Annotated in this window: 15 protein-coding genes; 1 reads left to right on the plus strand and 14 read right to left on the minus strand. The window is 40.0% G+C overall.

Features of this window, described 5'->3' with window-relative positions:
* Positions 1-59: 59 nt before the first annotated feature.
* The 9 genes from L3V42_RS09820 to L3V42_RS09860 all read right to left on the minus strand — a co-directional run bounded on the left by L3V42_RS09820 (position 60) and on the right by L3V42_RS09860 (position 10,929).
* Positions 60-2,456 (minus strand): YhgE/Pip domain-containing protein, encoded by a 2,397-nt coding sequence (locus L3V42_RS09820; RefSeq protein WP_238471890.1) that lies wholly within the window; start codon positions 2,454-2,456, stop codon positions 60-62.
* Between the two features lie 299 nt (positions 2,457-2,755).
* Positions 2,756-4,153, minus strand: coding sequence for a Fe-S cluster assembly protein SufB (gene sufB / locus L3V42_RS09825; RefSeq protein ID WP_235762367.1), 1,398 nt, complete (start codon positions 4,151-4,153; stop codon positions 2,756-2,758).
* Between the two features lie 35 nt (positions 4,154-4,188).
* Positions 4,189-4,623, minus strand: a complete 435-nt coding sequence (gene sufU, locus L3V42_RS09830) for a Fe-S cluster assembly sulfur transfer protein SufU (protein ID WP_238471891.1) — start codon at positions 4,621-4,623, stop codon at positions 4,189-4,191.
* Entirely contained in the window at positions 4,613-5,833 is a 1,221-nt protein-coding gene (locus L3V42_RS09835; protein WP_238471892.1) for a cysteine desulfurase, read from the minus strand. The genes sufU and L3V42_RS09835 overlap by 11 nt, the downstream gene beginning before the upstream one ends.
* Positions 5,833-7,146 carry a Fe-S cluster assembly protein SufD gene (sufD, locus tag L3V42_RS09840; protein WP_238471893.1) on the minus strand — a complete coding sequence of 438 codons (1,314 nt, stop codon included), beginning with the start codon at positions 7,144-7,146 and terminating at the stop codon, positions 5,833-5,835. Before sufD ends, L3V42_RS09835 begins: the two co-directional genes overlap by 1 nt.
* A 17-nt stretch (positions 7,147-7,163) precedes the next feature.
* The gene (sufC, locus tag L3V42_RS09845; protein WP_235762363.1) at positions 7,164-7,949 is read right to left on the minus strand and encodes a Fe-S cluster assembly ATPase SufC; all 786 of its coding nucleotides are present in this window, start codon (positions 7,947-7,949) and stop codon (positions 7,164-7,166) included.
* A 993-nt stretch (positions 7,950-8,942) separates the two neighbouring features.
* Positions 8,943-9,344, minus strand: a complete 402-nt coding sequence (locus L3V42_RS09850; protein WP_235762361.1) for a KGG domain-containing protein — start codon at positions 9,342-9,344, stop codon at positions 8,943-8,945.
* Positions 9,345-9,495: 151 nt separating this feature from the next.
* The gene (locus L3V42_RS09855; RefSeq protein ID WP_235762360.1) at positions 9,496-9,645 is read right to left on the minus strand and encodes a hypothetical protein; all 150 of its coding nucleotides are present in this window, start codon (positions 9,643-9,645) and stop codon (positions 9,496-9,498) included.
* A 21-nt stretch (positions 9,646-9,666) separates the two neighbouring features.
* The gene (locus L3V42_RS09860) at positions 9,667-10,929 is read right to left on the minus strand and encodes a hypothetical protein (protein WP_238471894.1); all 1,263 of its coding nucleotides are present in this window, start codon (positions 10,927-10,929) and stop codon (positions 9,667-9,669) included.
* 149 nt (positions 10,930-11,078) lie between these two features.
* Here L3V42_RS09860 and L3V42_RS09865 point away from each other — a divergent pair, with 149 nt between their 5' ends.
* Entirely contained in the window at positions 11,079-11,774 is a 696-nt protein-coding gene (locus L3V42_RS09865) for a DUF421 domain-containing protein (protein ID WP_235762358.1), read from the plus strand.
* A 46-nt stretch (positions 11,775-11,820) separates the two neighbouring features.
* On the opposite strand, the gene L3V42_RS09870 is transcribed toward L3V42_RS09865, so the two are convergent.
* The 5 genes from L3V42_RS09870 to L3V42_RS09890 form a co-directional block, all read right to left on the minus strand.
* Positions 11,821-11,958 carry a YuzK family famiily protein gene (locus L3V42_RS09870; RefSeq protein ID WP_235762492.1) on the minus strand — a complete coding sequence of 46 codons (138 nt, stop codon included), beginning with the start codon at positions 11,956-11,958 and terminating at the stop codon, positions 11,821-11,823.
* 255 nt (positions 11,959-12,213) lie between these two features.
* Complete coding sequence (locus L3V42_RS09875) at positions 12,214-12,525, minus strand: thioredoxin family protein (protein WP_235762357.1); 312 nt, start codon at positions 12,523-12,525, stop codon at positions 12,214-12,216.
* A gap of 15 nt (positions 12,526-12,540) precedes the next feature.
* On the minus strand, positions 12,541-12,894 hold the full coding sequence (locus L3V42_RS09880; protein WP_235762356.1) for a toprim domain-containing protein: 354 nt from the start codon (positions 12,892-12,894) through the stop codon (positions 12,541-12,543).
* A 398-nt stretch (positions 12,895-13,292) separates the two neighbouring features.
* Entirely contained in the window at positions 13,293-13,679 is a 387-nt protein-coding gene (gene gcvH / locus L3V42_RS09885; RefSeq protein WP_235762355.1) for a glycine cleavage system protein GcvH, read from the minus strand.
* A 93-nt stretch (positions 13,680-13,772) separates the two neighbouring features.
* On the minus strand, positions 13,773-14,129 hold the full coding sequence (locus L3V42_RS09890; protein WP_235762354.1) for an arsenate reductase family protein: 357 nt from the start codon (positions 14,127-14,129) through the stop codon (positions 13,773-13,775).
* Positions 14,130-14,164 lie beyond the last annotated feature (35 nt).

Here is a 14,164-nt window from a genome sequence, read left to right on the forward strand (position 1 = left end):
TCCTATTCTGTCCAACCATAAGAAAAACCTGTCATCAGAAATAATGACAGGTAGAGATTTTATAATATAACTTTACTTTCTCGTGCTTCCTCTAAGAACTTATCGCTTCGTTTATTAATAATTTCTTTTAGTTTTATCCCGATAAATAAGAAAACAGCAATATAGCCAACGAGCCAAGCAATATGCATGAGTGTCACAGACCAAACGATTCCGCCAGTTGCCTCCCTAAGCAAACCTAATCCATGTGTGAATGGCATAAATTGATGGATCTTTTGGAAAAAATTCGGTGTCGTCTGGATTGGGAACGTACCGCCAGATGCCCCCAGTTGCATAACAAGTAAAATAATCGCAATTACTTTTCCAGTATTCCCAAAGACAGACACAAGCGTATAAATAATAACGATAAATGCTGTACTAATGAGAATAGCAAATATGACAAATAGTAATTTGTGTAATACATATGTTTTTAGTAAGAACATATTTCCGCACGTAACTACTAACGCTTGTACGATACCAATGGACCAGAATGTTAAAAATCTGCCGAAATAGGCTTCATAACTTTTATATTTATGCTTATTCGGTATATCGACAATTAAGGAAGAAACGAGAATTAATCCACCGACCCAAAGGGCTAACGCCGTAAAGAATGGCGCCATTGCTGAACCATAATTTGGAATTGGAAATAGTTCGTGTTCCTCTAAAACAATTGGATCTGCGAAAAATTCGCTTTCTGCGTTAGGATCATTACGTAAAAAGTTAATCAGTTCCGCGATATCGCCTTTACTTTCTAATTCTCTCGTTTTTTTCGCTAAATCCAGTATTTTATCTTTTGCTTCCGGGAAAGCAGTATGGATTTTATCAAGTTCTTTTTTACCAGTATCAATTCCTGCATCGATCTTCGTTAAGATTTCTTCTACTCTCGGGAAGTAAGAAACGACTTTCTCTATTTTTTTATCCGCTTCGTCGATTGCGTTACGAGCAGTACTCATTTCTTTCGTGTACGTCGGCATTAAATCATTATCGATAAATATTAGTAAATCGCTAATGGTTGCATTGATTCGTTTCGATTGTTCATCAATATAGGCTAATACATCGGCTAACTTCGCTTTTCCCGCCTCAGCCTCAGCAACTTTTGCCAGGACTTCTACTTTGAATTGCCTTAGATCTTCTTCATAGCTCGCAACCTTCTCGGCTCCATCAAGGAAAATACCATTAGCGATAGACTCTTCCACTTGTTTACTTGCCTCGATTGCATGCTGTATTGCTTCTTGTCTCGCTTCTATAATTTCAACCATTGCTTTTAATTGTTCTAATGATTTTTCATCATCAATAGGTGTATCCTCGCCATAGTCTTCTGCATTTTCAATCATATCAATCGTAGCCAGCAGATCTTGTTTCGTTCTTTCCAGCTGTTCATCATCTTCTTCCAATTGAGCAATTAGATTCGCAATCCGCTCGCTGTCAGTTGCTTCTTCATCAGCATTTTCCAGTGCTTCTTCCAATACGTGTAGGACTTCAGTTGCTTGATCGATTTTTGCTGTGCTATTCTCTATTTTTGTAACAACATCATCAAAAGAATCTTCTTTTTCGGATATTTGATTAATTATCTCCGGGACTTCATTGATTACTGTTTGGGCTGTTGCTAAATCATTTTTAACAATGGGAACATACTCATTTACATACTGATCGGTTTCATTCAGAATCTCTTTAGCTCTTTCACTAAGTGCTTGAACTTCTACACTAACTTCTTCTGCTTTTTTAATTCCCTCATGCGCTTTCTCACTCGCATCTTCCGCTTTGTCTAAATCCTCTTCTGCAACTCCTAAGAGCCGCTCAATTTCAGGCATGTCTTCTTCTAACTGATAGATGGCATCTCTTAAACGTTCAATGTTTTCTTTATTCGCTTCGAGCTCAATCCCTGCATCATTGAAGGCGTTAAAAATCGCTTCATTGGCAACTTTAATAAATCCTTGATGGACACTTTCCACAATGCCGGTTGCCCCAGCATTTGTAACTTTCGGTGCTATAGCATTCACTTTCTCATTAATATAGTAATCCAAGATCGGCTTTTCCGGTTCATCATCCAGAACACTCGTTAATTTCTCTGAAAAGTTAGCCGGAATGATAATGGAAGCATAATAATCGCCCTTTTCTAGACCTTCTGCTGCTTCCTCCTCAGCAACGAAATGCCAGCCCAGCTGATTATTGTCCTGTAAGGAGGTGATAACCTCATCACCGACATTAATCGGCTTGCCCTCTACTTCTGCACCAACGTCCAAGTTCACAACTGCTACCGCAACGTTCTCTGTGTTGGCATATGGATCCCAAGAAGGTAAAATGTTGAACCACGCATACATGGAAGGTAAAATCATTAAAGCTACAATCACGACGATTGCAGCACGTTTCTTCCGTATGTTATTTATATCGGTCTTAAAAATTTCCCATATATTTTTCATTACTCTTACCTCATTCTAATAGTGTATTTCTTTGAATTGTCTCCACCATTCTAAAATACACTATTTACGTGAAAAACTCCACAATCTTAGCGGGCACATAAAGTGAAACTCCATTCAGTAGGGAAGCCTTATCTCCATCACTGAATGTTGGCTGAACGGAATCGGGGATTTACGGACTGTATATCCCAACCTTCATATGTTGGACTTCCCTCCTAATTTAGACTAGGGGTATTACAGGCCCCATTAAAGCATGATAAAAAACCCGCCACATGTCCGTGACGGGTAACTTTTATTAATAATTAACCTATAGAGCCTTCCATTTCGAATTTGATCAGTCTGTTCATTTCAACAGCATATTCCATTGGAAGTTCTTTTGTAAATGGCTCGATGAAGCCCATAACAATCATTTCTGTTGCTTCGAATTCATCTAAGCCACGACTCATAAGATAGAATAACTGTTCTTCGGAAACTTTGGATACTTTCGCTTCGTGCTCAAGTGAGATATTATCATTTAGAATCTCATTGTATGGAATTGTGTCTGAAGTAGACTCATTATCCATAATCAATGTATCACACTCAATGTTCGCACGTGCCCCGTCCGCTTTACGTCCAAAGTGAACAAGTCCAAGATAAGAAACTTTACCACCGTTACGAGAGATGGATTTAGATACAATCGTTGAAGATGTATTCGGTGCTAAGTGATGCATTTTCGCACCAGCATGCTGTAATTGTCCTTTACCAGCAAGCGCAATCGATAATGTATTACCTCTTGCTCCTTCACCTTTCAAAAGAATAGAAGGATATTTCATCGTCAATTTCGAACCTAAGTTACCATCAATCCATTCCATTGTTCCGTTTGCATCTACGGTTGCACGTTTCGTTACAAGGTTGTAGACATTGCTGGACCAGTTCTGGATTGTAGTGTAACGGCAATAAGCGTCTTTCTTAACAATAATCTCAACTACTGCACTGTGTAAGGATGCAGATGTATAAGTTGGTGCTGTACAGCCTTCAACATAGTGAACAGATGCATCTTCATCTACAATGATCAGTGTACGCTCGAACTGCCCCATGTTTTCCGTGTTGATACGGAAATATGCTTGTAATGGGGTTGAGCTTTTTACTCCTTTTGGAACATAAATGAAGGAACCGCCTGACCATACTGCAGAGTTCAGAGCGGAGAACTTGTTATCAGAGTATGGTACTACTGTACCAAAATACTCTTTGAATAATTCTTCATGCTCCTGTAAAGCCGTATCTGTATCTGTGAAAATGATTCCTAATTCTTGAAGATCCTCTTTCAGACTCTGGTAAACTACCTCAGACTCATACTGAGCAGATACACCAGCAAGGTACTTCTGTTCTGCTTCAGGAATTCCAAGTCTGTCGAATGTCTGTTTAATTTCTGCTGGAACCTCATCCCACGTTCTACCTTGTTTTTCGGATGGTTTTACATAATAGATGATCTCATCAAAATCAAGTCCTGATAAGTCACCGCCCCATTGCGGCATTGGACGCGCATAGAAATGCTCCAACGCTTTCAAGCGGTAATCTAACATCCATTGCGGTTCTTCTTTCATTTTGGAGATTTCCTCAACGACTTTTCGGGTTAATCCTCTTTCAGTTCGGAAAACCGATACGTCTTTGTCACGGAAACCATATCTATAATCTCCTATTTCAGGCATATTCCTAGCCATAGTTGTAGCCTCCTTCAGATATTTCAAAACTCACCTTAATCTTGTTCGTGGACACCTTTTTCGAGTGCTTTCCAGGCCATCGTTGCACATTTAATCCGGGCTGGGAATTTGGATACGCCTTGAAGAGCTTGAATATCTCCTAAATCAAAGCTAGCTGTATCAATTTCTTTACCAAGCATCATATCGGAGAAAAGATGAGACATTGCAAGTGCATCGTCAACCTTTTTCCCTTTGATTGCCTGGGTCATCATCGAAGCAGATGACATACTGATAGAGCAGCCTTCTCCTTCAAAACGGGCATCTTTTACAATGCCATCTTCCAGTTTCAACTGCAACTGAATCCGGTCGCCACAAGTAGGGTTGTTCATATCAACGGTAAGAGAATCACCTTCAATTAATCCTCGGTTCTTCGGATTTTTATAGTGATCCATGATTACTTGTCTGTAAAGCGTATCTAAATTATAAGACATCACCAAAATACTCCTTCGCTTTTAACAGTCCTAAGACGAGTCGGTCAACATCTTCTTCTGTGTTGTACAAATAGAAGCTAGCTCTTGCTGTTGCCGTAACGTCCAACCATTTCATCAGCGGCTGTGCGCAGTGGTGACCTGCACGAACTGCAATTCCTTCCGCATCAAGCACCGTTGCCGTATCGTGCGGATGGACCTCTCCTAAATTAAAGGTTACAAGGGCAGCACGCTCTTTTGGACCATAAATGGCAATCCCATCCACTTCACGCAGCTTGGCAATCGCATATGCCGCCAATTTCTTCTCGTGTTCTAAAATATTATCTAAGCCGACTTCGTTTAGAAAGTCAATCGCTGCTCCAAGACCAATCGCACCAGCAATGATCGGAGTACCAGCTTCGAATTTCCATGGAAGCTCTTTCCAGGTAGAATCATATAGGTTAACGAAATCAATCATTTCCCCGCCGAATTCTACTGGTTCCATGTTCTCCAGAAGTTCGCGTTTCCCATATAATACACCAATTCCCGTTGGTGCGCACATTTTATGCCCGGAAAATGCATAGAAATCCACATCGAGATCTTGTACATCCACTTCCATATGCGGGGCACCTTGCGCTCCGTCGACAACAATAACTGCATCATTTTCATGGGCAATTTTTGTAATCTCTTTAATCGGGTTAATTGTTCCGAGAACATTTGAAACATGAGTGATAGCGACAATTTTAGTGTTTGGGGTAACTGTTGTTCGAACAGCTTCCAGTGACACAGTGCCGTCTTCTTGTAACGGAATATATTTTAATGTTGCACCAGTAGCTTTAGCCGCCTGCTGCCAAGGAATGATGTTGCTATGATGCTCCATCTGCGTGATAACAATCTCATCGCCTTCCTTTAAATTGGCACGTGCATAACTCCAAGCCACTGTATTAATAGCTGTAGTTGTTCCACGGGTAAAAATGATTTCGGCAGTACTTTTAGCATGAATGAAAGCTCTAACCTTCTCACGTGCACCTTCATATAGGTCGGTCGCACGCGTTCCTAACGTATGCACGCCACGGTGAACATTCGAGTTCGTCTCCCGGTAGTACTTGTCCACAGCTTCTATCACAGAAACAGGCTTCTGTGAAGTAGCTGAGGAATCCAAGTACACAAGTGGGTGCCCATTCACCTCTTGATTCAGAATCGGAAACTGGTCTTTAATGGCTCTTACGTCCATTAGTTAATTTTCCTTTCGATCACTTGTCTTAATTGTTGTTTTACAGACTCAATTGGCAACTGTGAAACAACTGGATCAAGGAATCCATGAATCAATAGACGTTGCGCTTCCTCTTCTGAAAGCCCACGACTCTTCAAGTAGTATACTTGCAGTGGATCAACACGACCTACTGAAGCAGCATGCCCTGCTGTAACGTCATCCTCATCGATAAGCAGAATAGGGTTAGCGTCGCCTCGAGCTTTTTCACTCAGCATAAGTACACGGGATTCTTGTTCAGAGTTTGCTTTCGTTCCGCCATGTTCAATTTTACCAATCGCATTAAAGATTGCCGCTGAACCTTCTGTCATTACACCTCGTTGTAAAATGAAACCATCGGAAGCTTTTCCGTCATGATGCATAACAGATGTAAAGTTTTGCGTTTGTTTTCCACGCCCTACGGAAACAGCTTTCGCTTGAGAAGTGGAGTTATCACCGACTAAGCGAGTTACGTTTTCTGAAACTGTATTTCCATCGTTCATTTGCCCTAATGCCCAATCAATCGTCGCATCACGGCTTGCGATACCTCGACGGTTAACATACGTTGTTGTAGCTGCAGCAAAGTTATCAACTGCTCCGTATGCAACTTTAGCTCCGTCAAGTGCATATACCTCTGTTATAATATTCGCTACCGTTTCATGTTCTTCGTTATGGGAAATATAGTTTTCCACATATGTGATAGAACTGTTTTTATCCACGACAACGAGCACATGGTTCACAAGTGTAATTTCCGGATCTTCTTGCCAGAAAATGGACTGGATTGGTGTTTCAATTTCCAAGTTTTCAGGTACATAAAGGAAAACACCACCATTAACAAGTGCAGCATGAAGTGCAGTCAGCTTATGTTCGCTAACAGAAACACCGTCTTCTGTCATAAAATACTTCTGGACAAGATCCGCATGTTCATGGATTGCTGTATGGATGTCAGTAAAGACGACCCCTTTTTCTTTTAAATCATCACGTAATGCAGCGTAAGCAACAGAATGGTTACGCTGAATAATCAAGTTCTCTGGTGCCTTATCTTCGTCAAAGAAATCACGCAATTCTTCCGGAAGATCTTTGATGGAAGATACTGCTTCACCAGTTTTGAAATCATGATTGAACGCTGTAAAGTTCCAGTTTCTAATTTTTGTTTTATCAGGCTTTGGCATTTCCAAGCTTTCAGCCTGTTCTATTGCATCCAAGCGGAATTTTTGCATCCACTCTGGCTCATTCCTATCTTTTGAAAACTGTTCAACATAAGCCTTATCAAATGACAGTTTTGTTTCCACAGTCATGATACTCCTCCTAACGTTTATGCATTTTGTTCGATTGTTTCGTCTTCGATTCCTAACTCTTCTTTAATCCACTCGTAGCCTTCCGCTTCTAGACGCTTAGCTAACTCTGGACCACCAGATTTCACGACACGGCCTTGCATCATGACATGCACATAATCCGGTGTGATGTAGTTTAATAAACGTTGGTAGTGAGTAATGATTAATGTTCCAAAGTTCTCGTCACGCAGTTTGTTAATACCTTTAGAAACTACTTTTAACGCGTCGATGTCAAGTCCTGAGTCAATTTCGTCCAAAATACCGATTGCAGGTTTCAGTAACATTAACTGAAGGATTTCGTTACGCTTCTTCTCTCCACCGGAGAATCCTTCGTTCAAGTAACGCGTAGCCATGCTCTTATCAATTTCTAAGAAATCAAGTGTTTCATCAAGCTCTTTAATGAACTCCATTAATGGAATTTCATCGCCTTCTTCACGTTTTGCGTTAATTGCACTGCGCAGGAAGTCAGATGTTGTTACACCGCTAATTTCACTTGGATATTGCATTGCTAGGAAAAGACCTGCTTTTGCACGCTCATCTACTTCCATTTCTAATACGTCTTCACCGTCTAACGTAATGCTGCCTTCTGTTATTTCATAAAGGGGATGTCCCATAATTGCCGATGCTAATGTAGATTTACCAGTACCATTCGGTCCCATGATTGCATGGAATTCTCCACCTTTGATGGTAAGGTCTACACCTTTTAATATTTGTTTATCCTCAATGGAAACATGAAGATTTTTGATTTCTAAAACTGATCCTGACATAATCAATACCTCCAAATGCTTATTCTAGTTTTCCGAGATGAACTTGATATTCATTCTCAATCTATTCTCATTCCAATCTTAAAGCATTTCAAATTAATTATCAACCCATTCGGTCTATTTGCAATAAGATTGTGCATAAGCGCCTAAATCCAACTGACAGAAGCCTTCACCCTTATTGTCCTTCTTATTTCCTCAGCGAAAATAACCCCTCCCATCATTGTTGTCGATACATAAGAAAAACAGCATGATAACTTGTCATCCCGTTTCTTCTATATTATATATCTAGTATACACTATATTTCATTCTCATTTAACTAACTTACCTTTTACACCAAGGAAACGCAAAGCTGTTCACTTCTATCAAGTGCTCGTTGGCACTGAATTCTATGGCTAGACATCACCATTTAAATAAATGAACAACGAAACACTTTCATTCAGCGTAAGTGTTTTGAGCGTTCTCATGATCCGCTCTTTAATCACCGTTCAGTTGCCCGGCGGACGGATGCGCATCCTTGGGCACGGCCTCAGCCTCGACGCAAAGGACGTGCTAATGCAGACGTTGCCACAGGACGTGGCGTTCTTAGTCTGCCTCGGAAGAAGGGCACTTCCTGCTCAGGTCTTTACACGTGCTTTTCCCGTAGGAGTCACCGTCCGCCGGGCAACTGAACTGATATAGATGATTATCTCGAATAGAAATTATCCCGTACGATAAGGACTATACCTTTCCAGAATATTAATCAGTGATCCAAATATGGCTTTTCCTCTGAGCAGTCTAGAAGAAAGTTGCACTTACGCTGAATGTAAGTAATTTGTGGCTAGTGTATAAAGGGTTTGGATTGGGGTTATTTTCTTTAAGGTATGTCTGTTTTTGTTTTTTAGGCATTGCAAGTTGAGTGCCTAGTAAAATTTATATTGTCGTTAGAGACATATAAAAGCACAGCAATCCCGGCTGGGACTGCTGTGCTTTTTGACGAATGTGAAGTGTATGCTAATTTTATTTGTTGTTATTGTTCCTCCGCTGGCGGGCTCTTGCTTTTCCGCCTTTTTCACCGATCTCTTCATAGAAATCTTGGTCATGGTTACGTGCAGTGGCCTCGCCACCCTTTTGGCCGATTTCCTCATAAAATTCCTGATCGTGGCTTCGTGAAGTGGCTTCTCCACCTTTTTGACCGATTTCTTCATAGAATTCCCGGTCGTGGCTTCGCTTTGTGGCTTCTCCGCCTTTTTGACCAATCTCTTCATAGAATTCCTGATCATGGTTACGCGAAGTAGCTTCTCCACCCTTTTGACCAATTTCTTCATAGAATTCTTGATCGTGGTTTCTTGAAGTCACTTTACCACCTTTTTTCCCTGCTTGCTCACGAGACATCTTACCATTATTGTTGTTTTTAACCATTTGTAAAAACTCCTTTCATGATAGTAATTCTTGCTCGTACATTACTCTAGATTCCACGTTTTATTAAATCTAAACATTTAGAGCGACATTTAATAGAGTTGTGTTTCAACTGTAATATTAGTAACAATTAGTAAATGCCATCTTAAAACTTCTACTTATTCTTATTCAATTTATCGTAGACCTTTTCAACGGCAATCTCTTTTTCTTTTTTCTCTCTATCCTCCAACTCGAATTCCATCCGGTCTTCCGGTGGCAGCTGAAAATAACCATTCTTTTTTGATTTATTATCCTTAGGCAGCATGTCACTCTCCCCTTTCCAACGTTATAATCGAGCATTTATTTCCTGATTAACGTAATGCTTGCGCTTCATCCAAATGAAACCGTCTCCCTTTGTAATAATCGCAACGTCAATCGGTGGTCCCGCTGATTCGGTCGCTCTCGTTACACGGCGCTTGAATGTCGTCAAAGAGACGAGGGCTTCCGCCATATCTGCCAACTCTTCCTTTGGCAACGAACGGACGACACCAAGCAGAGGTTCGATATAATTTCTTTCCTGGTATTCAGTTATAGCACTTTCTATAGACTCATAAATTTCTCTACCCATTACTTCCAAGTCCCTAACTTGTTCTTTTGTAAATTCGATGGCTAAATGCTTTTGTATTTCTGCAGGATAGTTCCTTAGTACACCTGAAATGATATTAAACACGAGATCCTCCATATTCGGTTCGATGCCGCTGATGAAGGAGTCGACCATATCTCTTTGAGCAAATGCCGTAATTGTAGCCGTGCCATCATCTTTATCTGTCGTATAGCTGATTTTTTTATCTTTCAATTTTTTGAATTTCAGCTGGCCAAAAACAAACCCTTCCAGTCTGTAATTCAACAACCGCGGGAAAATTTCTTTATCTCCGTAACCGCCAATCACAAATCCTGTACTCCCTACACTGAAATAATCTTTCTGTACCGCTTCAAAAGCCAGCTTGTAAAACTTCTCTGTTAGCTCTTCCGGTATTTCATATTTAATTAATTCATCTATTATTTCAATTACCACAGAACCAAACCGCTCTTTAAATATATTTTCATCCATCTCTATGAACTCATGCTCTTCCTTCTGATAGGACTGAATCTGCTGATCTGCAGCTTCTCCAAGCCAATGAGTGACCCGCTTAGAAGAGACACCTTCCTCCATATGCTCCTTCCTCGCCATTCGCTCTTCCACTTCTTTTACTAAGCGCTTCAAATTATCGGAAAAAATACGATATACAATAATTTCTTCTACACCTTTATCTCTAAACCGCTCATCTTTATTCAAAAATCGCAAGAAATCATCCAGATAATCCTTTATTTGCGGGAAAGTCTTCGTGCCGAGATTTTCACGGTAAGACTTGATGATAACTTCCCAAGGCACCTCCATAAAAGACGCAGCCCCGTATACCATGATCCCAATCGGATGTTCCTTCGATAATGAAAATAATTTATTGGCTGAATTATATACTTTCTGTACTCCTTCTCTACCACTTGTTATTGCACTGTCAGCAGCCATGGCAATTCCTTGCTTGTTCAATACTGCCACTTCAGCTGTCATGGCGAAACCTCCTTCAATCTTTATATGTATCTCATACCCGTCTCACACAGGTAAAAAACGAAAGTGCAGTGAATTCTACCAGCCTGATTATTTAGTTAAATAAAGGGTATTACAGAATTACTAGAATAAAATAGAGGTGAATATCCGGTATGGCAACATCAATGACAATAAAAATAATCTGTGGTTTGCTAGCATTACTGATTGTAGTTCGTTTATTAGGAAAGAAGGAACTCTCTCAAATTACTCCATTTGATTTTGTTTATATTCTTGTACTGGGGGGTTTACTCGAAGAATCCGTATATGACGATAAAGTCACGATTTGGCAAGTATTGTTCGCTATTGCGTTATGGGCAATACTTATCTTCACGATTGAAAAAATTGTCCAGAAATTCGATAAAATAAGACCAGCAGTAAAAGGAGAGCCCACTGTTATTGTTCATAACGGAGAACTCGATCTAAATGCGCTGAAAAAGAATAAGCTTGAATCAGAACAGCTGCGTACGATGCTGAGGCAACAGGGAATTTTCTCCATAAATGAAGTAAAATATGCAGTTCTTGAACCTAGTGGACAACTGAGTGTGCTAAAGCATGAATTAACTGCACCAGTCACAGCAGAAATGCTTTCCGTCCATCCAAAAGAAACAGCACTAAGTTATCTCGTGATTGATGAAGGCAAGATGGAGAAAAAAGCGCTGAAAAAAATTGGAAAAGACGCAACCTGGTTACAAACAGAACTTGCAAAATCAGGATACACGGATATCAGTAAAATCTATTACGCAGAATGGTCCAGCACGGATGGGTTTACAGTCCGCGGAACAATAGATGATACTGAAAATAAGGAATAAAAAGAACAGAACATGGACTCCTTACAACCATGTTCTGTTCTTTTTATCATCCTATCTGATTGTCAATTTCAGCGATCATTTGTTTTGATTTTTGATATTCCTGTTCGCGTTTTCGCTCTACTTTCATTCGGTTTGCTAAATTGGATTCATATTCGGCAACACTCATTTTATGATATTTGTTCATTGCCTTTTCCATTTCTTGCGTGTAATACTTACTATTAACCGAATTAATAATAAACCACTCCTTTGTTTTCTACATTAAAAGGTTAACACAATGATGCTACCCTTCTCAATCGCGATATAAACGTATAGACGGGAGTATTTAATGATAAATTAACAATACAGTAATATGAAAAAAGGAAGCATAAACATCTACGCTTATGCTCCCCTTTCCTCCTGTTTTCAAAATGTTTAATTCTTTAATCGTTTGCTAACGGTCTTACCCTGTGAATAGCCCCGGCTTATACTCGAACAGATAACGATAAATATTACCCGTCGAATAGAACGTATAGATTTTTTCTTTTATTACACCATTCTCTTTAATCAATAAACATGGTACACTTTCTATTTTATGTTTGTGTAAGAAGTCTTCTTCAAAATTGGCATTCATTTCATAAAATATTTCTTCGCCGTGAACAGACTCAATTTTTTCTAAAATAGACCGTGCAATATGACATGTACCACATAGCGGGGTATGAATATATAATAAGTAAGAATCTTCCTCCAATTGCTTTGATACTATCTTTTCCATAAACTCACCTAACTACTATAAAAATGTTGGTCTTACTGCGAAATGTTTTGCTACGAGTAAGGATGCAAGGATTTTATATGGGGTTGTTGCAACTTCACGATAATCCCTGCTTATATAAATATGGTCTGCATGGGGGAGTTCCCTTGCCAATTGTTTTCTTAATTTCAAACCTGATTTGTCTTCATCGACAAAGATATAGACATCATTCTCGTCTAAGTTATATGTTTCCAATAGCTCATCAAACCAATGGATACTTAAAGAGCCGTTTGTACAAATAATCGTGACCTCTTCGCTAAGAATTTCTTCTATTTTACGTTTATCTGTCAACCCCTCCACAATAATAACCTTTTCGGTTTCGTGTGCTATCATTCCTTGCCACTCCTTATCCGATCAAATCATCTGCTTTAAGTGAGTGTTCAAAAAGGAGGATAAAAAGGACCGAGGTCGGCTAAATAAGCAACGTCCTGTTGCAACGCCGACACTAGCACATCCTGTGCGTCGAAATTCGAGGCGGCGAAGCTCCCGGCACCGGAATGTTCGTTAGTAGGTACATGAGGAGCGGAAAAGCGAGCCAACGAGCTTCCACAGGAAGTGGTGAGTTCTACGTTGTCCACAGGACGTGGACGGTCTTAGTAGAACCTCTCATTCACGAAGTGTCATTTTCACCGGACTTTTTGAACATCCCTTAAAATAGTATATGAAAGAAGGGAGGCTGACTATACTGTTTTATTGCATAGTTAGTCCCCTCCCTTTTTTGTCAAGATGGATTAATCTTCTTCTATAATTGCTTTGTATTCTTCAGCTGTCAGCAGGTTCTCCCACTCACCTTCATCATCTAACTCAACGACGAGCATCCATGCTTCTTCATATGGAGATTCATTGACAAGTTCTGGACTGTCTTCCAATTCTTCATTAATCTCAACGATTGTCCCATTAACTGGTGCATATAATTCGGAAACTGTTTTGACCGATTCTACACTTCCGAATGAATCGTCGGCTTCGACTGTGTCACCCGCTTCCGGAAGTTCGACAAACACGATATCTCCGAGTTCATCTTGAGCGAAATCCGTAATTCCAATGCGTACTTTATTGCCGTCTTCTTTTTTTATCCATTCGTGCTCTTTCGTATAACGTAAGTCCTCTGGTAAATTCATCGGTTATCATCCTTTCCGTCTCATCTCACTCTAACTATACAATGGATAGAATAGAAAATCTACTGTACAACACATTTTCATCTGACTTCTGTACTATCCCCAAGTTGCTTCGTATTCATCTTCTTTGAAACCGACCGTGACTTTATCTCCGTTTGTCGCAATTGGCCGTTTAATTAGCATCCCGTCTGATGCGAGGTATTCTGCCATCTCTTCAACTGTGGCATCCTTGAGTTTCTCTTTCATATTCAGCTCACGATATTTTTTACCACTCGTATTAAAGAACTTCTTCGGTTCGAGACCGCTTTTCTCAATTAATTTTAAAATTTCTTCTTTAGATGGTGTATCCTCTACAATATGAACCGCTTCAAAGTCTATATTGTTCGCTTCCAGCCATTTCTTCGCATTTCGGCAGGTGCCGCATTTTGGATACCAGTAAATCGTTATACTCATGTTAAAAACCAGCTCCTTTATGTAATTACCACTAT

This window comes from Oceanobacillus alkalisoli (assembly GCF_022213125.1).
In the GTDB taxonomy this organism is placed as follows: domain Bacteria; phylum Bacillota; class Bacilli; order Bacillales; family Amphibacillaceae; genus Oceanobacillus; species Oceanobacillus alkalisoli.

Bases quoted from the DNA above. Each gene is read 5' to 3' on its own strand.
- L3V42_RS09820 (WP_238471890.1), bottom strand. From the start codon at position 2,456: ATGAAAAATATATGGGAAATTTTTAAGACCGATATAAATAACATACGG.
- sufB (WP_235762367.1), bottom strand. From the start codon at position 4,153: ATGGCTAGGAATATGCCTGAAATAGGAGATTATAGATATGGTTTCCGT.
- sufU (WP_238471891.1), bottom strand. From the start codon at position 4,623: ATGTCTTATAATTTAGATACGCTTTACAGACAAGTAATCATGGATCAC.
- L3V42_RS09835 (WP_238471892.1), bottom strand. From the start codon at position 5,833: ATGGACGTAAGAGCCATTAAAGACCAGTTTCCGATTCTGAATCAAGAG.
- sufD (WP_238471893.1), bottom strand. From the start codon at position 7,146: ATGACTGTGGAAACAAAACTGTCATTTGATAAGGCTTATGTTGAACAG.
- sufC (WP_235762363.1), bottom strand. From the start codon at position 7,949: ATGTCAGGATCAGTTTTAGAAATCAAAAATCTTCATGTTTCCATTGAG.
- L3V42_RS09850 (WP_235762361.1), bottom strand. From the start codon at position 9,344: ATGGTTAAAAACAACAATAATGGTAAGATGTCTCGTGAGCAAGCAGGG.
- L3V42_RS09855 (WP_235762360.1), bottom strand. From the start codon at position 9,645: ATGCTGCCTAAGGATAATAAATCAAAAAAGAATGGTTATTTTCAGCTG.
- L3V42_RS09860 (WP_238471894.1), bottom strand. From the start codon at position 10,929: ATGACAGCTGAAGTGGCAGTATTGAACAAGCAAGGAATTGCCATGGCT.
- L3V42_RS09865 (WP_235762358.1), top strand. From the start codon at position 11,079: ATGGCAACATCAATGACAATAAAAATAATCTGTGGTTTGCTAGCATTA.
- L3V42_RS09870 (WP_235762492.1), bottom strand. From the start codon at position 11,958: ATGAACAAATATCATAAAATGAGTGTTGCCGAATATGAATCCAATTTA.
- L3V42_RS09875 (WP_235762357.1), bottom strand. From the start codon at position 12,525: ATGGAAAAGATAGTATCAAAGCAATTGGAGGAAGATTCTTACTTATTA.
- L3V42_RS09880 (WP_235762356.1), bottom strand. From the start codon at position 12,894: ATGATAGCACACGAAACCGAAAAGGTTATTATTGTGGAGGGGTTGACA.
- gcvH (WP_235762355.1), bottom strand. From the start codon at position 13,679: ATGAATTTACCAGAGGACTTACGTTATACGAAAGAGCACGAATGGATA.
- L3V42_RS09890 (WP_235762354.1), bottom strand. From the start codon at position 14,129: ATGAGTATAACGATTTACTGGTATCCAAAATGCGGCACCTGCCGAAAT.